Genomic DNA, 26,207 nt, shown 5'->3' with positions numbered 1-26,207 from the left:
CCCCGCTGCATGATTTCCGGCCAGGACGGGCGAAATCCGTCGCAGGGCCGGCGGAGCCAGTGGCGAAATGGGCTGAACGGCGAAGCGTAATGATCGGACGCGCCGATGCCGATGCCGGAAATTTTCCATTGGAACCGAAAGACATCCGATTGTAGGACCGCAGGAATACACGGAACATCAGCAGCAGAACGAAGGAGAGCATAAAGAAAACGCGGTATTTCCCGCTATTCCATAACGCTTTTCGGTAGAGGGGTCGCTCTGGATACGATCCCATCAGCCCCCCCCGGCCACCGATAAAGCTACGGGACGTTGAAATCCGGCCGGTTCTTCCGGCGTTCCTGCTCCCGCACACAGGCTTCGCCACCTCCCCAGCCCCCCAGGGAGACCACTGCTTTGCCCCTTCCGGACCTTCGCGCCGCCCCCCGCGGCGCGTTTCGAATTCCTGTGCTCCCGGCTTTCCGCGGCGGCGCGGTGCCCGCCTTGCCGGCGTGCTCGCCGTCGCCGCCTCCCTCCTGGCGGCCTCCTGGGCCGCCCCGGGCGTGGCAGCCGCGGGCAGCGCCGGCACACGCGCCGGTGAGGGCCATCATCGCCGGGCCGCGCCCGCACAGGCGGCGCGGGCACGGCCGGCGGCCCAGGCCAGGCAGGCGCCCCGCAGCGCCCCGCGCCGTGCCGTAACGGCACCCCGCGCCCCGGCGAGCCCGCCGCCCGCCCCGGCGGCCGATGGCGCGGCGGAGGTGGATCCCGCCATCCTCTCTGCCCTAGCTGGGGCGGCCCGTGCCACCGGGGCGGACCCGGCCCTCCTGCTGGCCCTGGCCTGGAAGGAAAGCCGGTTCGACCCGAAGGCCCGGAACTCACGGTCTTCCGCCCGCGGGCTGATGCAATTCACCCGCGCGACCTGGCTCGAGGTGGTGCGGGACTTCGGCCCCCGGCATGGGCTGGCGCGACATGCGGCGGCACTCTCGACCAACCCCCGGGATGGCTCCATCACCACCCGCGACAGGCGGCTGCTCGCCGAGATCCTGGCCTTGCGCGACGACCCGCGCCTGTCTGCGGTGATGGCGGCGGAGCGGATCACCCAGGAGCGGCCTGGCTTGGCGCAGGTTCTCGGCCGCCCGGCCGCGGCGGCCGATCTCTATGTCGTCCACCTGCTTGGCCCGGCTGGCGCGCGCAACTTCCTGACCACCTTGCGGCAGGCGCCCTCCCGTTCCGCCGCCGAGGTCGTCGGGCGCGACAGTGCCGGCCCGAACGGGGGCGTGTTCCTGGCGCGCGGCAGCGGCCGGGCCTTCAGCCTCCGTGAGGTCTATGCGGCGATCGAGGCTCTCCTGGCGGAGCAGCGCGAGACCCGCGCGACCGTGCTCGCGGCGCTGGACCCCGCCCTCACCGAGGATGCCGCCGGAAGCACCGAGCCGGTCGAGCTTGCGGAGGCCCGATGACACCCGCGGCGAGAGCCGCTGGCAGGCAGGTTTCCCGGGCCTTCGGGCCTGATTCCTACAGCGGCGTGCCGAATTGATGGTTCGGCACGCCGCTGTAGCCTGTTGTTTGTAGAGCAGATTCACGCCTCCGGGCGGTTCCGCCCTGCAGCGATCTGCTCTAGCCGGAACCGCTTCCGCGCTTCATGGCAGGGCAGGGCGGGGCTACCCCCGCCGCACCGCATATTGCGCCGCCTCCAGCGCGGCGACGATGGCATTGCCCTGGGCCGTGTCCCGCACCTCGATCATCAGCTCCAGCTCGGCGCTCTGCACCGAGGGGGCGGCGAAGAGGCGCTGGTGGCTGACCTCGATGACATTGCCGCCGGCCGCGGCGACCCGCATGGCGATATCCGCCAGCACCCCGGGCCGGTCCGGGATATCGAGGTGCAGGCGCAGGATGCGGCCGTCCCGCAGCAGGTTGCGCAGCAGCACATTGGCCAGGATGCGGGCATCGATATTGCCGCCGCAGACCACGGTGCCCACGGCATTGCCGGCGAAGCGTTCGGGGAAGGCGAGCAGGGCCGCGACCCCGGCCGCGCCGGCCCCCTCCGCCACCACCTTGGCGCCCTCAGCCAGCAGGGCGATGGCCTGTTCCACCGCGCGTTCCGGCACCACCAGCACCTCCAGGCCGAGGCGGCGGATCAGCGCCAGCGGCGCCTCCCCCACATCGCGCACGGCGATGCCCTCTGCGATGGTGGGGCCGCCGACCACGACGGGCTGGCCGGCCAGGCGCTGCGCCATGGCCGGATAGCCCTCCACCTCCACGCCGAAGATCGGCATGGCGGGGCGCAGCTCCCGCGCCGCGGCGGCGCAGCCGGCCAGCATGCCGCCGCCGCCCACCGGCAGGATCAGCGCCTCGATGCCGGGCGCGTCCTCCAGCATCTCCAGCGCCAGGGTGCCCTGGCCGGCGATCACCGCGGGGTCGTCATAGGGGTGGATGAAGGTGAGTCCGTCGCGAAGCGCGAGTTCATGCGCATGCGCGGCGGCCTCGGCCAGGGTCTCGCCATGCAGCACCACGCAGGCGCCCCAGCCCTCGGTGCGGACCACCTTGGTTGCCGGGGTGAATTTCGGCATGACGATGGTAGCGGCGATACCGGCCAGCGCGGCGTGGCGCGCCACCGCCTGGGCATGGTTGCCGGCCGACATGGCGATGACGCCGGCCGCCCGCTCCCGCGGCGAGAGCAGGGCGATGCGGTTGGCGGCGCCGCGTTCCTTGAAGGCGCCGGTGGCCTGGAGATTGTCGAGCTTCAGGAAGACCCGGGCCCCGGTGGCGCGGGAGACGGCATCCGCGGGCAGGGTCGGGGTCCGCAGCACGGCGCCCTGGATGCGCGCCGCCGCCGCCCGCACATCCGCCAGGGTGACGGCGGAGGGCACCGGGGGTTCCGGCGCCGCGGCCAGGCCACGCAGGGGCGTCATGCCAAATCTTCGGCTAGCGGAACTGGACGCCGGTGATCTCATAGGCGCGGGCGCCGCCGGGCGCCGGCACCTCGACGCTGTCGCCCACCTTCTTGCCGATCAGCGCCTTGGCGAGCGGCGAGGAGATGGAGATGGACCCCACCTTCATGTCGGCCTCATGCGCGCCGACGATGCGGTAGGTCTTCTGCTCCTCGGTTTCCTCGTCGAGGACGGTCACGCGGGCGCCGAATTTCACCTGGTCCCCGGAGAGCTTGGAGACATCGATCACCTCGACGGCCGGGATGACCGTCTCCAGCTCGGCGATGCGGCCCTCGACGAAGGACTGGCGCTCCCGCGCCGCGTGGTATTCGGCATTCTCGGAAAGATCGCCATGGGCGCGGGCCTCGGCGATCGCGCGGATCACCGCCGGGCGCTCCTCCGCCTTAAGCTGCTTCAGCTCCTCCTCAAGCTTCGCCAGACCTTCCGCGGTCATGGGGAACTTCTGCACGGCAAGCCCTTCCTTCGAACCTTCCCCGCCAGCGGCCGGCTGGCGGTTGCATCGGAGCCTTGATGGCGAGGAGAAACACGGGCGGCGGGAGGGCGGTTCCGCGCCGCTCCCCCGCCCCCATCAGAACGAGTGTTTAAAGTAGGATTGCAGCGGAGCGACATCAAGTGTTCCGGCCCTGAGCGCGGCGATGGCATGGACCGCCGCCCGGGCCCCGGCCGCCGTGGTGTAATGCGGCACGCCCTGGGTCAGGGCGGAGCGGCGGATGTCGAAACTGTCCGAAACGGACTGGCCACCGCCGGTGGTATTGATGACCAGCTGGATGTCGCCGGACTTGATGGCATCGACGCAATGCGGCCGGCCTTCCAGCACCTTGTTCACCACCTGGCAGGCCAGCCCGGCATCCCGGATGCGGGCGGCGGTGCCGCGGGTCGCGAGCAGGGTGAAGCCCATCTCCAGCAGCCGCCTGGCCAGCACCACGGCGGCCGGCTTGTCGCTGTCCTTCACCGAAATGAAGGCGGTGCCGGAGACCGGCAGCTTCACCCCGGCGCCAAGCTGGGATTTGGCGAAGGCACGCTCGAAACTGGCATCGAGGCCCATGACCTCGCCGGTGGATTTCATCTCCGGCCCCAGGATCACGTCCACATGGGGGAAGCGGTTGAAGGGGAAGACCGCCTCCTTCACCGCGACATGGCGATAGACCGCATCGTCATCGAGGCCGAATTCCGCCAGCTTCGCCCCGGCCATCACCCGCGCGCCGATCTTGGCCACCGCCACCCCGGTAGCCTTGGCCACGAAGGGCACGGTGCGCGAGGCCCGGGGATTGACCTCAAGGACGAAGATCTCCCCGTCCTTCACCGCGTATTGCACGTTCATCAGCCCGCGCACCTTGAGCGCCTTGGCCATCGCCTCCGTCTCCGCCTTGAGTTCGGTGACGATGGCGGGCGGCAGGGAATAGGGCGGCAGGGAACAGGCGCTGTCGCCGGAATGGATGCCGGCTTCCTCGATATGCTCCATCACGCCGGCGACATAGACACTGCCATCCTCGTCGGCGATGCAGTCCACATCCACCTCGATCGCATCGGCCAGGTACTGGTCGATCAGGATCGGGTTCTCGCCCGAGACCTTCACCGCCTCCGCCCCGAAGCGGAGCAGTTGTTCGCGGTTATAGGCGATCTCCATGGCGCGGCCGCCGAGCACGTAGCTCGGCCGCACCACCACGGGATAGCCGATCCGCTCGGCCTCGACCGCGGCCGCCTCCAGGCTGCGGGCGGTGCCGTTCTGCGGCTGCTGCAGGCCGAGGCCGCGCAGCAGGTGCTGGAAGCGCTCGCGGTCCTCGGCGATGTCGATGGCTTCCGCGCTGGTGCCGAGGATCGGGATGCCCGCCTTGTGCAGCGCCTGGCTGAGCTTCAGCGGCGTCTGCCCGCCATATTGCACGATGCAGCCGAGGAGCGTCCCCTTCTCCTGCTCCTTGCGGATGAGGGCGATGACGTCCTCATCGGTCAGCGGCTCGAAATACAGGCGGTCGGAGGTGTCGTAGTCGGTGGAGACGGTTTCCGGGTTGCAATTGACCATGATGGTCTCGAACCCCGCCTCCTTCAGCGCATAGGCGGCGTGGACGCAGCAATAGTCGAACTCGATCCCCTGGCCGATGCGGTTCGGGCCGCCGCCGAGGATGATGACTTTCTGCCGCTCGGTAGGGCGGGATTCGCAGGCGGGGGTGCCGTAGCCGCCCTCATAGGTGGAGTACATATAGGCGGTCTCGGAGGCGAATTCCGCGGCGCAGGTATCGATGCGCTTGTAGACGGGCAGCACGCCGAGGCGCTGCCGCAGCGCCTGCACCGCCGCCGGCGCCACGCCGCCAAGCTGCGCCAGCCGCGCATCCGAGAAGCCGAGCGCCTTCAGGCGGCGCAGCGCGGTCGCGCCCTGCGGCAGGCCGGCGGTACGGACCTCCTGCTCGGCCTGCACGATCTTCTCGACCTCGCGCAGGAACCAGGGGTCGAAGCGGGTGGCCTCGTGGATCCGCTCGACCGGAACGCCGGCGCGCATGGCCTGGGCCGCCATGACGATGCGGTCCGGCGTCGGCGTCGCCAGCGCGGCATGGAATGCCTGGGCGCTGCCATCGCCGGGCGCCGGGACCTCGTCCAGGCCGGAGAGGCCGGTCTCCAGGCTGCGGAGGCCCTTCTGCAGGGCTTCCGCGAAGCTGCGGCCGATCGCCATCGCCTCGCCGACCGACTTCATGCTGGTGGTGAGGGTGGCGGGGGTGCCGGGGAATTTCTCGAAGGTGAAGCGCGGGATCTTCACCACCACGTAATCGATCGTCGGCTCGAAGCTCGCCGGCGTGACGCGGGTGATGTCGTTCGCCAGCTCGTCCAGCGTGTAGCCGACCGCGAGCTTGGCGGCGATCTTGGCGATCGGGAAGCCGGTGGCCTTCGAGGCCAGGGCGGATGAGCGCGAGACGCGCGGGTTCATCTCGATGATGACCATGCGCCCATCGGCGGGGTTGACGCCGAACTGCACGTTGGAGCCGCCGGTATCGACGCCGATCTCGCGCAGGCAGGCGATGGAGGCATCGCGCATGCGCTGGTATTCGCGGTCGGTCAGGGTCAGCGCCGGGGCGACGGTGACGCTGTCCCCGGTATGCACGCCCATGGCGTCCAGGTTCTCGATGGAGCAGATGATGATGCAGTTGTCCGCGCTGTCGCGGACCACCTCCATCTCGTATTCCTTCCAGCCGAGCACGCTTTCCTCGACCAGCACCTCATTGGTCATGGAGGCGTCGAGGCCGGCGGCGACGATCTGCTCGAATTCCTCCTTGTTGTAGGCGATGCCGCCCCCGGTGCCGCCGAGGGTGAAGGAGGGGCGGATGACGCAGGGCAGCTTCACCTGCTCCAGCGCGGCGCGGGCTTCCTCCATGCTGTGGGCGATGGCGCTGCGCGGGCTCTCGATGCCGATCTTCGCCATGGCATCGCGAAGTTTCAGCCGGTCCTCGGCCTTGTCGATCACCTCGGCGCGGGCGCCGATCAGCTCGCAGCCGTAGTTGGTCAGGGTGCCGGCGGCATCCAGCCGCATCGCCGTGTTCAGCGCAGTCTGCCCGCCCATGGTGGGCAGGATGGCGTCGGGGCGTTCCTTGGCGATGATCTTCTCGACCATGTCAGGCGTGATGGGTTCTATATAGGTGGCATCCGCCAGGCCCGGATCGGTCATGATCGTGGCCGGGTTGGGATTCACCAGGATCACCCGGTAGCCCTCGGCGCGCAGCGCCTTGCAGGCCTGGGCGCCGGAATAGTCGAACTCGCAGGCCTGGCCGATGACGATCGGACCGGCGCCGATGATAAGGATGGACTTGATGTCGGTGCGCTTCGGCATGATGGGATTCCGGTCAGGCGCCAGGGCGTTTCGGGACGGCGATAAGGAGAACGAGCAGGAGAATCCCCTGCATGGTGGCGGAGAAAAGCAGTGCGAAGATCGCCGCTTCCTCCAGCGTCGGTTGCAGCGAGAAGGGCAGGGCGATCAGCCCGGCGAGGCCGAGGCAGGCAAGATTCGCCAGCAGTGCCCGCCGGCGGCGCACCAGCGGCACCGCCATGCGCCAGAGCAGCGGCGTGCCCAGCAACGCCACCGCCAGCGCAATGCCGGCGCCAAGGAACAACTCGGTGAAGTCGAGCGAGATATCGCTCATTGCCCACCTGCCTGCCGTCGGGCGGCGAGCAGCAGCAGCGGCAGGATCAGCAGATGCGGCACCAGCCAGAACAGGGTCAGCGGCACCCAGCGCTCCGGCTCCGCCAGGAAGACCGTGCCGCCATGCACCGCGGCGGAAAGGCCGAAGGCGCTCCAGGCGGCGCGCCGCGGCGGATAGGCCCGCTTCAGCGCATGCGCCAGCGCGAAGAGCACCAGCCCCGAATAGGCGAGCGCAAACAGGCCAAGCGCAGGCAATGGCAAGCCGCCCATCTCAGCCACGGCCTTCGCCGGCCAGCTTCACCGCCAGCAGCCCCAGCGCGCCGCCCAGCACCCAGCGCTGCGCCGCCATCCAGGCGGGGCGCGTGCCGAGGAAGCGGGCGGTGCCGGCGGCGCCCCAGACCAGCACCGCATCGCTCGCCGTGCAGACCGCGATCTGCACCAGGCCAAGCGTTGTGCCCTGGAGGAACAGGCTGCCACGCTCCGGGTCGAGGAAGGGCGGCAGCACCGCCATGTAGAAGAGCGCCACCTTGGGGTTCAGCGCCGCGGTGGCGAAGCCGACGCCAAGCAGCCGCGCTGCCGGCTCTCGCGGCATCGGCCGCGGCGCAAAGAGCGGCTGGCCGCCGGGGCGCAGGCATTGCCAGGCCAGGAACAGCAGATAGGCAGCGCCGCCGAGCCGCAGCACATCCCAGGCATAGGGCACCGCCAGCAGCGCCGCGGTGATGCCGGCCGCGGCGCAGAGCATGATCGCCAGCGAACCGCTCTGGCAGCCGATGAGCGAGACCATGCCGGCACCCGTGCCCTGCGCCAGCGAGCGCGAGACGAGGTAGAGCATGTTCGGCCCCGGCGTCAGCGCCAGGCCGAGCGAGAGCGCGGCGAAGGTCAGCAGGGTGGCGAGGTCGGGCATGACGTCATTAGGCTGTGCGGTATGGGACTGACGCAGACGTACCAAGAAGCTTCGCAGCGAGTGCAGTCATGTCTGAGAGACACAGACACTCTGATTTCGGCAATAAATATGTATTGGGACGAATTGGCTTTATTCCGAAAGCATTTGCCGTAGTGCGTTTAGCGGGCTTGAGTTTCTGGATGGCGGGGGGCAGATCGCCTAGCGGAGCGCCATACCAGAGGAATGGACCGAGCTTCAAAGTCTCAGGGTCATATTGGATCCAGACAACGCATCCTCCTACCTTGTCCTGCAACTTAGCGTTGACCGGCACATGACGAGTGGCTGAGTTCTGCTTGCTGGACTTAAGTTGGATATGCCGAAGCCCACTGCCTCGCGCGAGCACAAGGTCATACCCCCAAGCATCGACATTGGACCGTAAGACCTCGACATCGCGGACCCCCTGTACCCACAGCAGGCGTAAGAGATCACCGACGAAGGCAAGCTCGATAATGTTCTCAAGATAACTAGAGAGCTTGAAGAAGTCGTCGTCACCAGTGTCGGTAGGATCAGCCTCCGATGGCTGTGCGACCTTCATCTGCTTAACCGTGCACCGAGAACCCGCCATCCACGGGAATGGCCGTGCCGGTGATGAACCCCGCCGTGTCGCTCGCCAGGAAACCGGCGATGCCCTCGAAGTCGCGTGGGTCGCCCCAGCGGCCCGTGGGCGTGCGCGCCAGCACGTTGGCATTGAGCGTCTCCACCTGCTCGCGCGCGCGCTTCGTCAGGTCGGTGTCGATCCAGCCGGGCAGGATGACATTCACCGTAATGCCGTCCCGCGCCCAGGCCACGGCGAGGGATTTCGTCAACTGCACCACGCCGCCCTTGCTGGCGCCATAGGCCGCCGTGAAGGGCAGGCCGAAGATCGAGAGCATCGAGCCGTTGTTGATGATCCGCCCATGCCCTGACGCCTTCAGATGCGGATACGCCGCCTGGCTCGCCAGCATGGCGCTGGTGAGATTGGTGGCGATCACGCTCTGCCATTCGGCCAGGGTGTATTCCTCCGGGCGCTTGCGGATGTTGATCCCGGCATTGTTCACCAGGATGTCCAGCCGGCCGAACCGCGCCACCGTTGCCGCGACCATGGCGGCGATGGAATCGGGTTCCGTGACATCCGCCGCCACCGCCTCCGCCGCCACGCCCAGCGCGGCGAGTTCGGCCACGGCGGCCGCGTTCTTCTCCGCATTACGCCCGGCCACCATCACGCTGGCGCCGCAGCGGGCCAGGCCGCGCGCCAGGCCGAGGCCGATGCCGCCATTGCCGCCCGTCACCAGGGCGACGCGGCCGGCGAGGTCGAACAGCGCGGTCATGCCGCCTTCTCCTTCTCGATCATTGCGACGAAGCGGTGGAACAGGTGGTGGCTGTCGGTCGGGCCGGGCGAGGCTTCCGGGTGGTACTGCACGGAAAAGGCCGGGCGGTCGGTGCAGGCCAGCCCTTCATTCGAGCCGTCGAAGAGCGAGACATGCGTGACCTGCACGGAGGCGGGCAGAGTCTTCTCATCCACCGCGAAGCCGTGGTTCTGGCTCGTGATCTCCACCTTGCCGGTGGCCAAGTCCTTCACCGGCTGGTTGGCGCCGCGATGACCGCGATCCAGCTTGTAGGTGGAGGCGCCCAGCGCCAGGCCCAGCAATTGGTGGCCGAGGCAGATGCCGAAGACCGGCACCCTCTGCTCCAGCACCTCGCGAATCACAGGCACGGCGTATTCGCCCGTCGCTGCCGGGTCGCCGGGGCCGTTCGAGAGGAACACCCCATCCGGCTTGTGCCGCAGGATTTCCTCGGCCGTTGCGGTGGCGGGCACCACCGTTACGTCGCAGCCGGCGGCGGCGAGGCAGCGGAGGATGTTGCGCTTGGCGCCGTAATCCACCGCCACGACCTTGTGCTTCGGCGCCGCCTGGCGGCCGAAACCATCCGGCCAGGCCCATTCCGTCTCGTCCCAACCATAGGACTGGCGGCAGGAGACTTCCTTCGCCAGATCCATCCCCTCCAGCCCCGGCCAGCCCGCCGCCTGGGCTTGCAGCGCCGCAAGGTCGAAGCGGCCATCCGCAGGGAAGCAGAGCACGCCATTCGGCGCGCCGCCGTCGCGGATGCGGATGGTGAGCGCACGGGTATCGATGCCGGCGATGCCGGGCACGCCATGCGATTTCAGCCAGTCATCCAGGTGCCTCGTGGCGCGCCAATTGGCCGGCTCGGTCAGGTCCTGCTTCACCACCAACCCGCGGGCGGCGGGGGTGATGGCCTCGATATCCTCCGGGTTGGCTCCGACGATGCCGATATGCGGGAAGGTGAAGGTGATGATCTGCCCGGCATAGGAGGGGTCGGTCAGCGTCTCCTGGTAGCCGGTCATGCCGGTATTGAAGCAGACCTCGCCCACGCTGCCGGAGCCACCCGGGGTATGCGCCCCGAAGCCGCGGCCCCAGAAGACCGTGCCATCGGCCAGAACGAGCGCGGCGGTCGCGCCATCGGGCGCGGCGCCCCCCGGGGGCCTGGTCTTGGGCGGAAATGGGGCTCGGCATGGGGGTCTCCGTAGCGGGGGCACCGGCGGCGGGGGTGGCGAGGTCGGCCAGGGAAAGGGTCGTGGCCTCTAGGATGGCGGGCCAGTGCCTGGCCGGGATGGCCCGTGCCTGCCGCCATTTCCGCACGGCCTCGGTGCCGATGCCGCAACGTGCGGCGGCGGCCTCCGGGCCACCAAGCAGGGTGATGATGTCTTCGACCGTCCGCATGACGGGGTTATGTGGGAAAAGACTTCCCAGTTCAATGCAAACCGAACATCTGGGAAATTCTTTCCCAAGCCTCCCGGCCCGCCGGCGCCCATGCTACAGCCCCGCCACCAGCCCCGATAGCAACAGAGGAGTTCCGCCATGGCCGAGAGCCTGCGCAGCCGCTTCACCGCGGCGATGAAGGCCGCGATGCTCGCCAGGGATGCGGCGCGGACCTCCACCATCCGCATGATCCTGGCCCGGCTGAAGGAAGTGGACATCGCCGCCCGCCCCTCCGGCGTGGAGCAGGTGCCGGAGGAGCAGATCACCGCCATGCTGCGGAGCATGGTGAAGAGCCGGCGCGAGAGCGTGGAACTCTACCGCCAGGGCAACCGCCCCGAATTGGCGGCGAAGGAGGAGGCCGAGATCGCGGTGATCGAGGGCTTCCTGCCGCAGCAGATGGACCCGGCGGCGATGGAGGCGGCGGTGCGCGAGGCGGTGGCCGAGGCCGGCGCCACCAGCGTCAAGGACATGGGCAAGGTCATGGCGGTACTGCGGGCGAAGCACGCGGCGACCATGGACCTGTCCCGCGCCGGGCCGCTGGTGAAGGCGGCGCTGGGGGGGGCTGAGCCGTCCGGTCGTCCGGAGGCGCAGCCGGAGGGCGTGAACCGGCCGGCAGGATACAAGCCGGCTGGTGCCCAGGCCGCCGAGGTCCTTACAGTAGCGGCGCCGATGGCCCTCCCTCCCGCCTTCCTCGATGAGCTTCGCGCCCGCACGCCGCTGCCCTCGCTGATCGGGCGGCGCGCGAAGCTCGTCCGCAACGGCCGGCAATGGAAGGGCTGCTGCCCCTTCCACAACGAGAAGACGCCGAGCTTCTATGTCTATGACGACCATTTCCACTGCTTCGGCTGCGGCGCGCATGGGGATGCCATCACCTTCCTGATGCGGGCCGAGGGCGCCTCCTTCCCCGAGGCGGTGGAGCGCCTGGCCGGCGAGGCCGGGCTGGAGGTGCCGAAACCCACCCCCGAGGCCCGCGCTCGCGAGCAGCGCGCCCGCGACCTGCATGGCGTGCTCGCCGCCGCCGAGGCCGCCTTCCGCCGCCGCCTGCATCTGCCGGAGGGGCGGCCGGCGCTGGACTATCTCCGCCGTCGCGGCCTCACCGACGAGACCATCGCCCGTTTCGGCCTGGGCTGGTCCGGGGAGGGAAGGGGGGGCGTTGGCCGCCGACCTCCGCGCCGAGGGGATCGAGCCGGCGCAACTGGCCGAGGCCGGGCTGGTGCGGCCGCGGGAGGAGGGGGGATTCTCCGACTTCTTCTTCAACCGGGTGATGTTCCCGATCCGTGACCGCCGCGGCCGTACCATCAGCTTCGGCGGGAGGCTGCTCGGCGATGGCCAGCCGAAATACGTGAACGGGCCGGAAACCGCGCTGTTCCAGAAGCGGCGCGGCCTCTATGGCCTCGATCTCGCGCGCGAGGCCACCTTCCGCGGCGCTAGGCTGGTGGTGGTGGAGGGCTATATGGATGTCATCGCCCTGCACCAGGCCGGCTTCGGCGGCGCGGTGGCGCCGCTCGGCACGGCGCTGACCGCCGAGCAGATGGGCGCGCTCTGGCAGCTCTCGCCCGAGCCGGTGCTGTGTTTCGATGGCGATGCGGCCGGCGCCCGGGCCGCCGCGCGGGCCGCCGAACTCGCCCTGCCGCTGCTGGCGCCGGAACGCAGCCTGCGCCTGGCCTCGCTGCCCGGGGGTGAGGACCCGGATACCATGGTGGCCAAAGGCGGCCCGCGTGCCTTCCAATCCGTGCTGGAGGCCGCCCGCCCGCTCTCCGAGGCGCTCTATGGCCTGCTGGCGGAAGGGAGTGCGGCCACCCCGGAGGGCCGGGCCGGGCTGCGCGGTCGCCTGGAGGCGGCGGCCCGTGCCATCCCGGACCGGGCGCTGGCCGGTGAATACCGCCGGGTGCTGCTGGAACGGTTCTTTGCCGCCAGCCGCCGGCCCGGCCCCCCGGGTGGCGCCCCCTGGCGGCCCGGCGGGGGCGGCATCGGGCGGCCCGCCCCCGTGCTCCGGGTGCAACGGGTGCCGGTTGATCCGCCAGCGATCCGACTGGAACGCGCTCGCAACCTGCTGGCGATCCTGATCCGCCACCCCGCCATCCTGGCGGAGGTGGAGGAGTCCCTCGCCGGGCTCGACCTGCCGGAAGGGGACTGCTCGCGACTCAGGGGCGCGCTGCTGGCGTGGCTTGCTGACGCCGATGTGCTTGACTTCACGGGTTTGATGGACCAACTCGCAAGCTCCGGACTCGGGGATGCCGTGGCCTGGGCGACCCGCGGCGCGGGGCTCGCCGCGGCGGCGCATCCCGAGGCGCAGCCGAAGGAGGCGCTGGACGGCTGGTGGCACTTCTTCGGGCTGCTGCGTGGCGAGGCGGAACTGATCGAGGACCGGGCCGAGGCCCAGAGGATGCTGGTTGCGACGAACGACCCGGCCGCGGAGCAGCGCCTGCGCCGGCTGACGGAGGCCTTGCTGTTCCTTCGCAGCGGCGAGGCCGATCAGGGCGCCGACCAGGCGACATAATATAGAGGGTGTTTTTTTCGGATGTCCGGCCTCCCCGGGCACCTGGGAAGCCCCGTGAAGGCGATGTGGAGCAGGGCATGGCGAGCAAGGCGGCGGGCGGCACCGATACGGTCGAGAATCGTGACGAGGCGGTGGAGGGCGTGCTGCTCGATACCCTGACGGCCGGGGTGAAGAAGCTCATCGCCCGCGGCAAGGAGCGTGGCTACGTCACCTATGACGAGTTGAACGCGGCCCTGCCCCCTGAACAGGTTTCCTCCGAGATGATCGAGGACACCATGGCGATGCTGAGCGAGATCGGCATCAACATGGTGGAATCCGAGGAAAGCGAGGATGGCGAGGGCGCCGCCGCCGCCAAGCCCGCCGCCAAGGCCGAGGAGGAGGAGGAGGAGGAGGAATCCGGCGGCAACGTCAACGAGGAGACCCTCGGCCGCACCGACGACCCCGTGCGGATGTACCTGCGCGAGATGGGCTCGGTGGAGTTGCTCTCCCGTGAGGGCGAGATCGCCATCGCCAAGCGGATCGAGGCGGGGCGGGACATGATGATCGGCGGGCTCTGCGAGAGCCCGCAGACCTTCAAGGCGATCATCTCCTGGCATGATGCGGTCAAGGAAGGCCGCATGCTGCTGCGCGACGTGATCGACCTCGAAGCCACCGCCGCCGCCGAGAACCCCGATGCCGCCGCGCCCGACCCGGACGAGGAATTCGAGGAAGGCGAGGAGGGCGAGGGCATGGGCCTCTCCCTCTCCGCGCTGGAGGAGAAGCTGAAGCCGGAGGCGCTGGCCGCCTTCCAGGCGATCGAGGCCAATTACGGCAAGCTGCAGAAGATGCAGCTCAAGCGGATGGAGGCCTATACCGCCGGGGAGGAACTGCAGACCCGCTCCGAGAAGACCTATGAGAAGACCCGTGCCGAGCTGGTCGGCATGGTGCAGAAGGTGCACCTGCACAACAACCGGATCGAGGAACTGGTCGAGCAGTTGAAGGGCCTCAACCGCAAGCTCACCGCGCTGGAGGGCCAGGTGCTGCGCCTGGCCGAGGGCAGCAAGGTGAAGCGGGAGGAATTCCTCCAGCATTGGCGCGGCAGCGAGCTGGACCCGGCCTGGTTCGACCGGCTCTCCAAGCTGCCCGGCAAGGCCTGGAAGACTTTCGTCGCCAGGTCGCGCGAGGATGTCGAGGCGGTGCGGGCCCAGATGGCCACCATCGCCAACGAGACCAGCCTGCCGGTCGGCGAGTTCCGCCGCGTCTATGCCACGGTCAGCCGCGGCGAGCGCGACATGACCCAGGCGAAGAAGGAAATGATCGAGGCGAACCTTCGCCTGGTGATCTCCATCGCCAAGAAATACACCAATCGCGGCCTGCAATTCCTGGATCTGATCCAGGAGGGCAATATCGGCCTGATGAAGGCGGTCGATAAGTTTGAATACCGCCGCGGCTACAAGTTCAGCACCTATGCCACCTGGTGGATCCGCCAGGCAATCACCCGCAGCATCGCGGACCAGGCGCGGACCATCCGCATCCCGGTCCATATGATCGAGACGATCAACAAGCTGGTCCGCACCTCGCGCCAGATGCTGCACGAGATCGGCCGCGAGCCGACCCCGGAGGAATTGGCGGAAAAGCTCGGCATGCCGCTTGAGAAGGTGCGGAAGGTGCTGAAGATCGCCAAGGAGCCGATCAGCCTGGAGACGCCGATCGGCGACGAGGAGGACAGCCATCTCGGCGACTTCATCGAGGACAAGGCGGCGATCATCCCGCTCGATGCCGCCATCCAGTCCAACCTGCGCGAGGCCACCACGCGGGTGCTCTCCAGCCTGACGCCGCGCGAGGAGCGGGTGCTGCGGATGCGCTTCGGCATCGGCATGAACACCGACCATACGCTGGAGGAGGTCGGGCAGCAGTTCAACGTCACCCGCGAACGCATCCGGCAGATCGAGGCGAAGGCGCTGCGCAAGCTGAAGCACCCCTCGCGGTCGCGGAAGCTCCGCAGCTTCCTCGACAACTGAGGTGGGCATCGCGCGGGGGCGCGTGGGATGAGTATCGCGGCGGAACGGACGATCCCGGTCGCCGTCGACGTCACCTTCCTGCGCATGGACCGGCGGCCGGCGGTGCCCCCGCCGGCCCTGCCGCGGGATGCGCGGGTGGTGCGGGCGGCGCATTGCACCGGGCCCTTCTACCGCTACCTCTATGACACAGTCGGGCATGACTATGTCTGGTGGCTGCGGCGCACCCTGACCCCCGCGGAACTCGCCGGCATCCTGGCCGACCCCGGCAATGCCGTGCATGTGCTCTACCGCGGGGGCGAGCCAGCAGGGTTCTACGAGCTGGACCGGCGCAACTGGCCGCTGGTGAACCTTTCCTATTTCGGGCTGCTGCCGCATGCGGTGGGGCAGGGGCTCGGCCGCGCCTTCCTTGGCCAGGCGGTGGCGGAAGCCTGGGAAGGGGGCGCGCGGGTGCTCACCGTGAATACCTGCACCGCCGACCACCCGCGGGCGCTGCCGAACTACCTGGCGGCGGGCTTCCACCCGCTGCGGACGGTGCGGGAGGTCTGGCGCGTGCCGGCCAGGCTGGGGTTGCCGATCCCGGAGCGCCTGCGGATCAATTGAAGCGGCGGATCGAGCGCATCATCGTGAGGCCCGCCAATCCCGGTTGCGCATCGGCGGGGGAGCGCCCATATAGGCACTGTCAACTCGTCTGGTTCGGCCCGTCCCGTCAGCTCGTTACCGAGCCCCGAGCCTGGTTTCCGTCCCGCATAGGCAGATTGGCCCGTCCCGCGATGTCGTGGGGCGGAAACCCCGCATGTATGGGAAAACCAGCAATGTCCACCGGCACCGTGAAGTGGTTCAACGCAACCAAGGGCTACGGCTTCATTCAGCCTGAGGATGGCACCTCCGACGTGTTCGTCCACATCTCCGACGTCGAGCGTTCGGGGATCGGCAGCCTGAAGGAAGGCCAGAAGATCAGCTTCGACGTGCAGCGCGGCCAGCAGGGCAAGCTGTCCGCCTGCAACCTGAAGCAGGCCTGATCCAGTCCGGCAACCGGGGCGCCCGCGCGAGCGGGGGTTCCAGCCAGGATTGAGACTACCCCGGCGGGGCGGCAAACCCGCCCCGCCGGCCGGTCGTCCCGGGGCACCGCCCGGGGGCACCAGGCCCGGGACCGCGGCCGGGAGCGGGAACGCTTCGGCAGGCGAGGCCCAGGGCAACAATGCCGGGAGGCAGCATGTCACCGCATCGCTTCGCCGTGGGCCAGAACGTCGAGTTCGTGCCCCGCCAGTTCGACGGCAATGTGCCGCGCGGCGCCTATACCGTCGTGCGCCAATTGCCCGGGCCGCCGAATGACCGTGAATACCGCGTGAAGCATACCAAGGACGGGCATGAGCGCGTCGTGCTGGAAAGCCAGTTGCGAAGCGGCCCGCCCCCCCCTCCTCGGCTAGACAGACAAGGACCGAGGCCGGCCGCCGCGACCCGCCCTGGTGGTGGTGGTCCCGTGGCCGCAACCCCCAAGGACAGCGAGCGAAGCGTGGCGCGCAAACCGAATTATGGCCTGCAGCGGGCCGATGTGAACCGTTCCAAGCAAGCAAAGCAGGAAGCCAAGCAGCGGGAGCGCGAGGAGGCCGTCGCCCGCCGCAAGGCCGAGCGCGAGGGACCGCAAGCCGCAGCGTCCCCTCCGGCCGAGGAGCCGAAGCAGGACTAGGCGAACCCGCCCAGGCTGGACCCGTGCGAGCCGCCCCGGCCCGGGCGGCAAAGCCGGTTCTCGGCCTGGCGTCAGGCAGTGGCCTGAAACACCGATCCCGCCAGCGGAGTCGCGTTGCGCTTCCACGGCGGAGGAACGTCCCGGGGACAGGCCCTTGCCGGCCCGATCGCGCCGGGCTCTGCCGTGCAGGCCCGCCCCGGATTCCAGTCTGCATGCAAACCCGCGGGGGTTTGCCTTTGGCGCCGCTGGCGCAGGAGGTTCCCATGGCCAAGCGACGCGATGACGGCAAATTCGTGCTGTTCGACGTGCTCTATGAAGACGGCACCCGCACCTCCAACCGCAAGGTGCCGACCGAATTGCTCGGTGGCCTCGATGGCGACGAGCCGGCCCGCACCACGATCGAGGAGCAGGACCGGCGCATCGCCACGGCCTCCGGCCGGCCGCTCAAGGGCGTCGTCTCGGTGACGCGTTCGGGGCGGTAGGTTTCACTCCCCCAAAAGAATGGGGCCGGCGGATCGCTCCGCCGGCCCCTTTTTCATGCCCGATGCGTGATGCCGGGCGCGCTCAGCTATGCGCCAGCATCGCCAGCAGCAGCAGCGCCACGATATTGGTGATCTTGATCATCGGGTTCACCGCCGGGCCGGCGGTGTCCTTGTAGGGGTCGCCCACCGTGTCGCCGGTGACCGCGGCCTTGTGGGCCTCGCTCCCCTTGCCGCCGTGGTGGCCGTCCTCGATGTACTTCTTGGCGTTGTCCCAGGCGCCGCCGCCGGTGGTCATGCTGACCGCGACGAAGAAGCCGTTGACGATCACGCCGAGCAGCATCGCGCCCAGCGCCGAGAAGGCCGCGGCCTTGCCGGCGATGGCATTCACGACGAAGTAGATCACCAGCGGGCTCAGCACCGGCAGCAGGGAGGGGATGATCATCTCCCGGATCGCCGCCTTGGTGAGCAGGTCCACCGCGCGGGCATAGTCCGGTCGGTCGCGGCCTTCCATGATGCCAGGCTTCTCGCGGAACTGCCGCCGCACTTCCTCGACCACGCTCATCGCCGCGCGGCCCACCGCCGTCATCGCCATGCCGCCGAAGAGATAGGGCAGCAACCCGCCGAACAGCAACCCCACCACCACATAGGGGTCGGCCAGCGAGAAGGTCAGCGGGCCGATCCCGGTGAAGTAGGGATAGGTCGCCGCATTGGCGATGAAGTAGTTGAGGTCCTGGGTATAGGCCGCGAAGAGCACCAGCGCGCCGAGGCCCGCCGAGCCGATCGCATAGCCCTTGGTCACCGCCTTGGTGGTATTGCCGACCGCGTCCAGCGCATCCGTCGTGTGGCGGATCTCCTTCGGCAGCCCGGCCATCTCGGCGATGCCGCCGGCATTGTCCGTCACCGGGCCGAAGGCATCGAGCGCCACCACGAAGCCGGCCAGCGCCAGCATGGTGGTGACGGCGATGGCGATGCCGTAGAGCCCCGCCAGGTTGTAGCTGCTGAGCAGGCCGGCGATGATGATGAGCGCCGGCACCGCCGTGCTCTCCATGCTCACCGCCAGCCCGCGGATCACATTGGTGCCGTGGCCCGTGACGGAGCTTTCGGCGATGGCCCGCACCGGGCGGAAATTGGTGCCCGTGTAGTATTCAGTGATCCAGACGATGGCCCCGGTCACGGCCAGGCCGATCACGCCGCACCAGAACAGCGCCATCGGGCTGAAGGTGGCGCCCCCGGCGGTGATCGGCGCGGAGCCGAAGACCAGGTAGGTCAGCGGCAGCAGCACGATCAGGGACAGCACGCCGGTGGCGATGAAGCCCCGGTACATGGCGCCCATGATGGACTGGTTGGCCGGCAGCTTCACGAAATAGGTGCCGATGATGGAGGTGACGACGCAGACCGCGCCGATCGCCAGCGGGAAGAGCATGCCGGCCCAGCGCATGGCGGGGTCGGTGAAGGCGATGGCCGCCAGCACCATGGTGGCCACCATGGTCACCGCATAGGTCTCGAAGAGGTCGGCCGCCATGCCGGCGCAGTCGCCCACGTTGTCGCCCACGTTGTCGGCGATGGTGGCGGGGTTGCGGGGGTCATCCTCGGGGATGCCGGCCTCGACCTTGCCCACCATGTCGCCGCCGACATCGGCGCCCTTGGTGAAGATGCCGCCGCCGAGACGGGCGAAGATGGAGATCAGGGAGGCGCCGAAGCCCAGCGCCACCAGCGCGTCGATCACCACCCGGTCATTGATGGCATGGCCGCCGATCACCACCAGGATGAAGAAATAGATCGCGACGCCGAGCAGCGCGAGGCCGGCCACCAGCATCCCCGTGATGGCGCCCGACTTGAAGGCCACATCCAGCCCCGCGGCCAGGCTGTTCATGGAGGCCTGGGCGGTGCGGACATTGGCGCGGACCGAGACGTTCATGCCGATGAAGCCGGCCAGCCCCGACAGCACGGCGCCGAGGGCGAAGCCGATCGCCACCGTGATGCCGAGCCGCCAGGCCACCAGCAGGAACAGCACCACGCCGACCGCGCCGATGGTGGTGTACTGGCGCTTCAGATAGGCCGAGGCGCCTTCCTGGATGGCTTTCGAGATCTCCTGCATCCGGGCGCTGCCGGCATCCAGGCTCATCACCTGCTTCGCGGTGACCACGCCATAGGCGATCGACAGCGCCCCCAGCAGGATCACGAGCAATAATGCAATCGTCATAGAGACCCTGTTCCCCCCTTGTGTCCCCGCGGCCCGGAATTGCCGATCCGGCATCGCCCCTGGAGCCGCCGGCTACCCGATTCCAGTCAAACCGATGCAGCCTATGCGGCCGGCCCCAGGGGCGCAACGGTGGGCGCAACGGTGGGCGCAACGGTGGGCCGGCAGCCCGGGCCGGCACCGCCGCCGGTCCAGGAGGGCGCTTCCGCCACCTGCCTCTGCCGCGCTATAGCTGCACCGCCGCAGGGACCCGGCGGCATCCTTTTCCGCCGCCAGCCTCGGCCCCACCCGTTCCGGAGACGCCTGATGCGCCTCGATGCCATTCCCATCGGCAACAACCCGCCGGATGACGTCAATGTCGTCATCGAGGTCGGAATCGGCGGAGAGCCGATCAAATACGAGATGAACAAGGAGGCCGGGACGCTCTTCGTCGACCGCTTCCTGTACACGCCGATGCGCTACCCCGGCAATTACGGCTTCGTGCCGCATACCCTCTCGGAGGATGGCGACCCGATCGACGTGCTGGTGGCGAATACCAGGCCGATCGCGCCCGGCGCGGTCATCAATGTCCGGCCGGTCGGCGTGCTGAAGATGGAGGATGACGGCGGCGGCGACGAGAAGATCATCGCGGTGCCCTCGCCCAAGCTCACCAAGCGCTACGTCAATGTGACGAACCACACCGACCTGCCGCGCATCACGCTTGAGCAGATCCAGCATTTCTTCGAGCACTACAAGGATCTGGAACCCGGCAAATGGGTGAAGATGCTCGGCTGGGGCGATGCGGCGGAAGCGCGGCAGTTGATCCTTGCCGCGATCGAGCGGGCGAAGGGCGAGGCCTGAGGTCCAGGCCGGCCGCGCGGAACCAGGGCGGCAAGGGGCAGAGGGGGAATGCGGATGCTGCGGCGCGAAGTGCTGACGGCGGCCCTGGCGCTCGGCATGGCCGGCGCGGCGGCGGCCCAGGGGACGACCCCGGAGGCAACCCAGCCGACAGTGGAGAAGCGGGTCTTCGAGGCCGGCGCCTACCAGACCAGGGGCGGCGCCAGCCTCCCCGCCGTCCGGGTCGGCTACCAGACCATGGGTCGGCTGAACCCGGCCGGCGACAATGCCGTGCTGATCGCACATTTCTTCAGCGGCAACAGCCACGCCTTCGGGCGGCTCGCGGCCGGCGGCCCGCCCGGCTGGTGGGATGCGATCATCGGCCCGGGAAAGGCGATCGACACCGACCGGTTCTTCGTCGTGGCCTCCGACACGCTGGTCAATGTGAACGTGCCGGACCCGAATACCACCACCACCGGCCCGGCCAGCATCAACCCCGATACCGGCCGCCCCTACGGCATGAGCTTCCCGGTGGTCTCCATGCGGGACTTCGTGGAGGTGCAGAAGCGGCTGCTGGACAGCCTCGGCGTGAAGCGGCTGGCCCTGGTCGCCGGCCCCTCCAATGGCGGGTTGCAGGCCATCGAATGGGCCGCGGCCTATCCGGATTTCGTCGAGAGGGTGATGCCGGTCGTTGCCGCCGACATTGATGCCTGGATGCAGGGCTGGCTCGATATCTGGGAGGCGCCGATCCGCCTCGACCCCGCTTGGCGGGAGGGCGACTACTACGGCTTGGGCCGGGAGCCGCCGCTGCGCGGCCTGGCCGAAGCCTGGAAGATCGTGACCTTGCAGGCCCGCGACCGTGCCTGGGCCCGGCAATATGACCGCCGCGTGCCGGAGGGCCAGGACCCGGCCCGGCGCATCGGCGACCGCTTCGCGATCGAGCGCTGGCTGGACGACGCGGCCGCCGCCCGCGCCCGCACCTCGGATGCCAATGCCTTCCTCTACATGGTCCGTGCCAACCAGCTCTTCCTGAACGAATACCCGAGCTTCGAGGCGGCGCTCGGCCGCAGCCAAGCCCGCTGGCTGGTGGCCTCCGCCCCCACCGACCGGGTCTTCCTGGCCGAAGGCGTGCGGGAGATGGTGGAGATCCTGCGCCGCGCCGGCCGCCCGGTGGAGGTGGCGGAGATCACGGGGCCGCTCGGCCATCTGAACGGGGTGGTGGGCATGGCGCCGCTCACCGATCGGATCCGCGCCTTCCTGGCGCAATAGGCGCCAGGGGAGGGGGCGCGGCCGTCAGGTCGGCGCCTCGGTCTCCAGGGCGAGCGCTTGCGGCAGGGAGGGCAGCAACCCGGCCAGGGCGGCGACCAATTGGCCCATGGCGAAGGGCTTGTGCAGCAGGGCGAGCGGCCCGCGCTGGCCGGCGAAAAGAACCTCGGTGCCGCCGGGCGGCATGTAGCCGGTCATCACCACGACAGGCAGGTCCGGCCGCTGCGCCCTGAGGCGGGGAATCAGATCCCAGCCTGTCATCCGCGGCATGGCGAGATCGGTCACCAGCACGTCGAAGCGCGTATCGGCCGCGAGGTCGAGCGCGGCCTGGCCATCGCCGGCCAGCATCACCGAATAACCCTCCTCGGTGAGGACATCCTCGATGACCATCGCCGCCAGGGATTCGTCTTCTGCAACCAATACACGAAGTGCGGGTTCACTTTTTCCAGTCATGCTCATCGGAGCCACCTCTGATGGCCGCGGCAATGCAACGCTGCGGCAACGAGTTACCTCTTAACCTTAACGAAACATGTTAGTTCTCACGAACACGTGAGTCCCGCCGGGGTCGTTGGAACCGTTTCGGATAGTTGCAAAAAAGCCACGCCGCCCACGGCGATCCGCGACCGGCATCCTGCGGCTCAAAGGTTTCGGACCGGTTCATGCCCTGGCTACGACTCTGGACGACCGGGCCACTTGCATCTTGCGGGCCGGTTCACGCCCTCGGCTTCGCCTTCGGACGACCGGGCCACTCAGCCCCAGGCCCGGATCGCCTCCAGATAGGAGGTGCAGGAGGTCTCGACGCTGCAATGCCGCCGCATGAATTCCCGCGCCGCCTGGCCGCGCGCTGCCAGGCCGGCAGGGTCCGCGAGCAGCGCCGCGATCGTCGCCGCTACCGCCGGCACCCGCTCCGGGCCGAAGGGGAGCTTGGCCAGGATCGCGTCAGGGTATTCGGCCAGGGGGCCGCAGTCATAGACCAGCGCCGGCAGGCCCGTGCCGAGCGCCCGGGCCAGCGCCCCGGAACTCTCGCCCCCCGGCGGGAAGCGCAGGTTCAGCAGCAGGTCGGCGGCGCGGGCATGGGCGAAGAAATCCGCCTCCGTCAGCCAGCCGGTGAGCTGCACGCAATCCTCCAGCCCGGCCTGGCGGATGAGATGCGGCAGGTCCAGCCCCGCGCCCGGCTCGCCGCCGATCACGTAGCGGAACGCCTGGCCCTGCCGCCGCAGCAGGGCCAGCGCCTCCAGCACCACATCGATCTGCTTGGCCGGCGTCGCATGGCCGAGCGAGAGCAGCATCGGCACCCCCTCCGGCAGGCCGAGCCGCTGCCGCGCCGCCGCCCGGCTCAGCCCGTCGAATTCCGCGACCCGCGGCGAGAGGTGATGCGGCACCACCCGCACCGGCAGGCCCCGCGGCGCCTGCAACCGGGCCGCGGCGTAGCGGCTGTGCACCAGCACGCCGCGCGCCCGCTCCAGCACCTGGGCATGCAGCGGCAGCAGGAAGCGCTGCCCCGGCTGGAACAGCCCGAGCCGCCGGAGCCGCGCCAGCCGCCGCCCGGCCGGGCCGTGGTTCTCCGCCAGCACCGCCTCGTAGCCGGCCGCATCGCCGCGGCCGAGCGTCAGCGCCTCCACCAGATGGTGCAGCACCAGCTCATGCAGCACGACGATGCCGGGGGTCCGCAGCGCCGCGCGATAGACATGCGCGTGGTCAAGGTTGTTGCCGATCTGGAAGAGGTGCGGCAGCCCGGCCAGCGCGGCGCTGCGGCGGTATTCCGCCTCGCTGACCACCTCGGCGTCGGGCTGCGCCACCACGTCGCTCGCGCGCGCCACCACCGCCACGATCCGCAGCGCCTGGCCGAGATGCGGCAGCAGTTCCGCCACATAAGCCGCGATGCCGGAATGGCTGGGCGGCAGCGGCGTGAAGACCACCAGCTCCGGGCTGCGGGTGTTCACGTGCCGCCGCTGCCGCCCTGCGCCAATAGCCGCGCCTCGATGGCCCTGAGCCGGGCCTCGAACCGCGTCTCGGCGATGGCCAGCAGGTCGCCCACGTAATCGGCCACGAGGCGGGACACCGCCTGCGCGGCGCGTTCCTCGGGCGTTGCGACGGGCGCTTCCGGACCGGCCGCCGGGGCACCCAACACCACGCCCTGCTGCCGCAGCAGGTCGAGGATCGCCTCCAGCCGCTGCCCGGTCTCCCGCCGCAGCGCATTGATCTCCGAGCGCAGCGCCGCATCGCGCCCCTCGATCAGCTCGGCGCCGAGCCCGGCCAGTTCCGGCCCGCCGGGGCCGGAGAGCAGCTCCACCGCCTCGCGCAACTGCGCCACCTGCTCCTGCAGCCAGCCGGTGCGGAGTTCCAGCATCGCCGCCAGCGCCCTACGGGGGTCGGAGGGCAGCACCGGGTCCGGCCCGATGGCCACTGCCGCGCCGGCCCGCCGCGCCTCCTCGGAGCCGGCCATCAGGCGGATCGCCTCCACCCGGCGCTCCGGGCGGTTGGCAACCATGTCGAGGTGGTGGCGGTAGCCGCCGGGGTCGGGCCAGCGACGCAGCAGGGCGAGGTAGAGGTTGACCACGAAATCATGGTCCTCGCCATGCAGCAGGTCGCCGGCCTCGATGCTGCGGCCTGGCAGGGTCATTCCGCCGCCAGCCTTTCCGGCACTGGGGCAGGCGCGGCGGCGACGCCGAGCCTGGCATAGAGCGCCTCCAGCCGCGCCGCGTAGCGGTCCGGGCTGAAGAAGGCGGCCTGGCGCGGCCCCGCCTCGGCCAGCCGGGCGCGCAGATCGGCATCCCCGTCCATCGCCTGGATCGCCTGCACGAGCTGGCCGATATCATAGGGATCGACGGTGAGCGCGGCCTCTCCCACCACCTCCGGCATCGAGGCGGTATTGGAGGTGATGACCGGCGTGCCGAGCAGCATCGCCTCCAGCGCCGGCAGGCCGAAGCCCTCATAGAGCGAGGGAAACAGCACCGCGCGGGCGCCGCGGATCAGGTTCACCAGCAGCCGGAAGGGGGCATAGTCCAGCAGCACGATCTTGTGCCGGGTGCGGAGCGTGGCGCCGTCCTGCACGAGGTAGCGGATATGGTCGTCGAACAGGAGGCGCAGCTCCTCCTCCGACTTCCAGGCCTTCTTGCCGACGATCACCAGCGGCCCCTCGACGCCGCTGGCCAGGAAGGCCTGGATCATCCGGCCCACATTCTTCTTCGGCTCGATGGCGCCGAAGAACAGCCAGTATTTCCCGGCGGTGAGGCCGAAGCTGCCCTGCACCTCGTCCCGCACCGCCTGCATCGGCACATCGGTGAATTTGCGCGGGATGTCGACCGCCTGCCAGGTATTCGTCACCCGCTCCGGGTCGACGCCGAGCAGGCTGACGATGTCGCGCTTCGAGGCTTCCGAGACGGTGACGATATGGTCCGCCTGCTGCCCCAGCATCCGGTTCAGCCGGAAGTAGCGGCGCTTGTTATCGAGGGTGGTATAGGGCAGGCGCAGCGGCACCAGGTCATGCAGGGTGTAGATGTTGCGCGCACCGGGGATGTGCAGCGGCAGCGGATAGGTCCAGTGCATCAGTTCCGGCCTGGGGCCCTTGAGGCGGAGCGCCAGCCGGTTGCCGAAGATCCGGAAATGCGCGACCGACTGCTGGAACAGTTCCTGCGCGTTCCAGATCTCGTCGAAATGCGGCAGCCGGTCGCGGAAGGTGGTGGCGATCACCTGGCCGGTGATGGGCACCCGCACCCCCACCTCGCCCAGCGGCGCCCGCAGCATGCGGCGGGAGCGGCGCAGCGCCACCAGCCATTTCGGCGGGTCGCCCACCCTTTCGTCGAAGAAGGCGATTTCGCGGATCAGCGGGTTGAAGGAAGGCGCGGCGCGGGTGCCATAGACCACCCCCACTTCGAAGCCGAGCCGCGCCATGCCGAAGCTGAGGTTGCGGGCATAGGTGGCGACCCCGGTGCCCTGGTCGAGCGCCAGGTTGTAGCCATCCAGGAAAACTCGCGGCCGTCCCGTGGCGCTGCCGGACGGGGTCATCGGCGGATCATCCGGCCGGGCCGCCAAGGTTCGGCCCGGAACCGCGGCGTCGGCAGGCGGCGTTTCGATGCATCAACACAGGATACCGCAAGAGAAGGTCGGGGGGTCCGGGGCAATGTCGCCTTATCGTCACCGGGGCACTGAATTCGCTTGATGATGGAAGCAGCCCGGCGTCTTATCCCGTCCTGGATGCAGGAACCCGGCGTGGCACCGTCCTCGGAAGACATTCCCGGCATGGCCCAGAGCCTTACCCAAGGCCGGGCCGCGGCGGTGCCGCTGCACAAGGGCATGGCGCTCCGCCTTGCCGAATTCGCCGTGCTGCTGCTGCGGGCGGCCGCCATCGTCCTGCTCCTGTCACCGGTCGTGCTCCTGGCGTTCCTGCTGCTGCGCTGACCAGCGGCCGGCAGGGATTTCCCCCGCTGCCGGTTTTTCCTTTGGCCCCGCATGCGCTATCTCCCACCTGCCGGGATCGCCGGCCCTACTTCTACCGTTGATCTTCTAC

Annotated in this window: 21 protein-coding genes and 3 pseudogenes; 11 read left to right on the top strand and 13 right to left on the bottom strand. The window is 69.4% G+C overall.

The window, feature by feature from the left end; all coding sequences use genetic code 11:
* Positions 1-488 precede the first annotated feature (488 nt).
* Positions 489-1,433 carry a transglycosylase SLT domain-containing protein gene (locus tag KSF81_RS22725; RefSeq protein WP_217380894.1) on the top strand — a complete coding sequence of 315 codons (945 nt, stop codon included), beginning with the start codon at positions 489-491 and terminating at the stop codon, positions 1,431-1,433.
* A 201-nt stretch (positions 1,434-1,634) separates the two neighbouring features.
* Here the strand turns inward: KSF81_RS22725 and KSF81_RS22720 are convergent, their stop codons facing one another.
* The 8 genes and pseudogenes from KSF81_RS22720 to carA all read right to left on the bottom strand — a co-directional run bounded on the left by KSF81_RS22720 (position 1,635) and on the right by carA (position 10,707).
* Positions 1,635-2,885, bottom strand: a complete 1,251-nt coding sequence (locus tag KSF81_RS22720; protein ID WP_217380893.1) for a threonine ammonia-lyase — start codon at positions 2,883-2,885, stop codon at positions 1,635-1,637.
* Between the two features lie 13 nt (positions 2,886-2,898).
* Complete coding sequence (gene greA, locus KSF81_RS22715) at positions 2,899-3,372, bottom strand: transcription elongation factor GreA (protein WP_217380892.1); 474 nt, start codon at positions 3,370-3,372, stop codon at positions 2,899-2,901.
* Positions 3,373-3,492: 120 nt separating this feature from the next.
* Positions 3,493-6,738, bottom strand: coding sequence for a carbamoyl-phosphate synthase large subunit (gene carB, locus KSF81_RS22710; RefSeq protein WP_217380891.1), 3,246 nt, complete (start codon positions 6,736-6,738; stop codon positions 3,493-3,495).
* A 13-nt stretch (positions 6,739-6,751) separates the two neighbouring features.
* A complete protein-coding gene (locus tag KSF81_RS22705) occupies positions 6,752-7,048 on the bottom strand; it encodes a hypothetical protein (protein ID WP_217380890.1) in 297 nt (98 codons plus the stop codon).
* Positions 7,045-7,308, bottom strand: coding sequence for a hypothetical protein (locus KSF81_RS22700; protein WP_217380889.1), 264 nt, complete (start codon positions 7,306-7,308; stop codon positions 7,045-7,047). Before KSF81_RS22700 ends, KSF81_RS22705 begins: the two co-directional genes overlap by 4 nt.
* A gap of 10 nt (positions 7,309-7,318) precedes the next feature.
* Positions 7,319-7,951 (bottom strand): LysE family translocator, encoded by a 633-nt coding sequence (locus KSF81_RS22695; protein WP_217380888.1) that lies wholly within the window; start codon positions 7,949-7,951, stop codon positions 7,319-7,321.
* Positions 7,952-8,529: 578 nt separating this feature from the next.
* The gene (locus tag KSF81_RS22690) at positions 8,530-9,297 is read right to left on the bottom strand and encodes an SDR family NAD(P)-dependent oxidoreductase (RefSeq protein WP_217380887.1); all 768 of its coding nucleotides are present in this window, start codon (positions 9,295-9,297) and stop codon (positions 8,530-8,532) included.
* A pseudogene (gene carA / locus KSF81_RS22685) lies at positions 9,294-10,707 on the bottom strand (glutamine-hydrolyzing carbamoyl-phosphate synthase small subunit). Before carA ends, KSF81_RS22690 begins: the two are co-directional and overlap by 4 nt.
* A gap of 138 nt (positions 10,708-10,845) precedes the next feature.
* On the opposite strand from carA, the pseudogene KSF81_RS22680 reads away from it, so the two are divergent.
* From KSF81_RS22680 to KSF81_RS22650, 7 genes and pseudogenes are all read left to right on the top strand, one after another.
* A pseudogene (locus KSF81_RS22680) lies at positions 10,846-11,307 on the top strand (GatB/YqeY domain-containing protein); the annotation flags it as partial.
* 108 nt (positions 11,308-11,415) lie between these two features.
* Positions 11,416-13,246 (top strand): annotated as a pseudogene (gene dnaG / locus KSF81_RS22675) (DNA primase).
* 77 nt (positions 13,247-13,323) lie between these two features.
* Positions 13,324-15,246 carry an RNA polymerase sigma factor RpoD gene (rpoD, locus tag KSF81_RS22670; RefSeq protein ID WP_217380886.1) on the top strand — a complete coding sequence of 641 codons (1,923 nt, stop codon included), beginning with the start codon at positions 13,324-13,326 and terminating at the stop codon, positions 15,244-15,246.
* Between the two features lie 27 nt (positions 15,247-15,273).
* A complete protein-coding gene (locus KSF81_RS22665; protein WP_217380885.1) occupies positions 15,274-15,846 on the top strand; it encodes a GNAT family N-acetyltransferase in 573 nt (190 codons plus the stop codon).
* Between the two features lie 212 nt (positions 15,847-16,058).
* Positions 16,059-16,265, top strand: coding sequence for a cold-shock protein (locus KSF81_RS22660; RefSeq protein WP_217380884.1), 207 nt, complete (start codon positions 16,059-16,061; stop codon positions 16,263-16,265).
* A 194-nt stretch (positions 16,266-16,459) separates the two neighbouring features.
* The gene (locus tag KSF81_RS22655) at positions 16,460-16,933 is read left to right on the top strand and encodes a hypothetical protein (RefSeq protein ID WP_217380883.1); all 474 of its coding nucleotides are present in this window, start codon (positions 16,460-16,462) and stop codon (positions 16,931-16,933) included.
* A 263-nt stretch (positions 16,934-17,196) separates the two neighbouring features.
* Positions 17,197-17,415, top strand: coding sequence for a hypothetical protein (locus KSF81_RS22650; protein ID WP_217380882.1), 219 nt, complete (start codon positions 17,197-17,199; stop codon positions 17,413-17,415).
* 82 nt (positions 17,416-17,497) lie between these two features.
* Here KSF81_RS22650 and KSF81_RS22645 read toward each other — a convergent pair whose 3' ends face one another.
* Positions 17,498-19,618 (bottom strand): sodium-translocating pyrophosphatase, encoded by a 2,121-nt coding sequence (locus KSF81_RS22645; RefSeq protein ID WP_217380881.1) that lies wholly within the window; start codon positions 19,616-19,618, stop codon positions 17,498-17,500.
* 303 nt (positions 19,619-19,921) lie between these two features.
* Here KSF81_RS22645 and ppa point away from each other — a divergent pair, with 303 nt between their 5' ends.
* Together ppa and KSF81_RS22635 are read left to right on the top strand one after the other, a co-directional pair.
* A complete protein-coding gene (ppa, locus tag KSF81_RS22640; RefSeq protein ID WP_217380880.1) occupies positions 19,922-20,455 on the top strand; it encodes an inorganic diphosphatase in 534 nt (177 codons plus the stop codon).
* 54 nt (positions 20,456-20,509) lie between these two features.
* A complete protein-coding gene (locus KSF81_RS22635; protein WP_217380879.1) occupies positions 20,510-21,700 on the top strand; it encodes a homoserine O-acetyltransferase in 1,191 nt (396 codons plus the stop codon).
* Positions 21,701-21,724: 24 nt separating this feature from the next.
* Here the strand turns inward: KSF81_RS22635 and KSF81_RS22630 are convergent, their stop codons facing one another.
* The 4 genes from KSF81_RS22630 to KSF81_RS22615 form a co-directional block, all read right to left on the bottom strand.
* Positions 21,725-22,150: a response regulator gene (locus KSF81_RS22630; protein WP_256444363.1), complete on the bottom strand. Its 426-nt coding sequence runs from the start codon at positions 22,148-22,150 to the stop codon at positions 21,725-21,727.
* 296 nt (positions 22,151-22,446) lie between these two features.
* Positions 22,447-23,640 carry a glycosyltransferase family 4 protein gene (locus KSF81_RS31655; RefSeq protein ID WP_217380877.1) on the bottom strand — a complete coding sequence of 398 codons (1,194 nt, stop codon included), beginning with the start codon at positions 23,638-23,640 and terminating at the stop codon, positions 22,447-22,449.
* Positions 23,637-24,320, bottom strand: a complete 684-nt coding sequence (locus KSF81_RS22620) for a DUF4214 domain-containing protein (RefSeq protein ID WP_217380876.1) — start codon at positions 24,318-24,320, stop codon at positions 23,637-23,639. The genes KSF81_RS31655 and KSF81_RS22620 overlap by 4 nt, the downstream gene beginning before the upstream one ends.
* Positions 24,317-25,705: a glycosyltransferase family 1 protein gene (locus KSF81_RS22615; protein ID WP_217380875.1), complete on the bottom strand. Its 1,389-nt coding sequence runs from the start codon at positions 25,703-25,705 to the stop codon at positions 24,317-24,319. The genes KSF81_RS22620 and KSF81_RS22615 overlap by 4 nt, the downstream gene beginning before the upstream one ends.
* A 234-nt stretch (positions 25,706-25,939) precedes the next feature.
* Here KSF81_RS22615 and KSF81_RS22610 point away from each other — a divergent pair, with 234 nt between their 5' ends.
* Positions 25,940-26,098, top strand: coding sequence for a hypothetical protein (locus KSF81_RS22610; RefSeq protein WP_217380874.1), 159 nt, complete (start codon positions 25,940-25,942; stop codon positions 26,096-26,098).
* Positions 26,099-26,207 lie beyond the last annotated feature (109 nt).

Origin of the sequence: Siccirubricoccus sp. G192, from assembly GCF_019084075.1 — a bacterium.
Taxonomy (GTDB): domain Bacteria; phylum Pseudomonadota; class Alphaproteobacteria; order Acetobacterales; family Acetobacteraceae; genus G192.
Note: the sequence above shows the minus strand (reverse complement) of the source record. Positions and strands in the feature narration are given on the sequence as shown.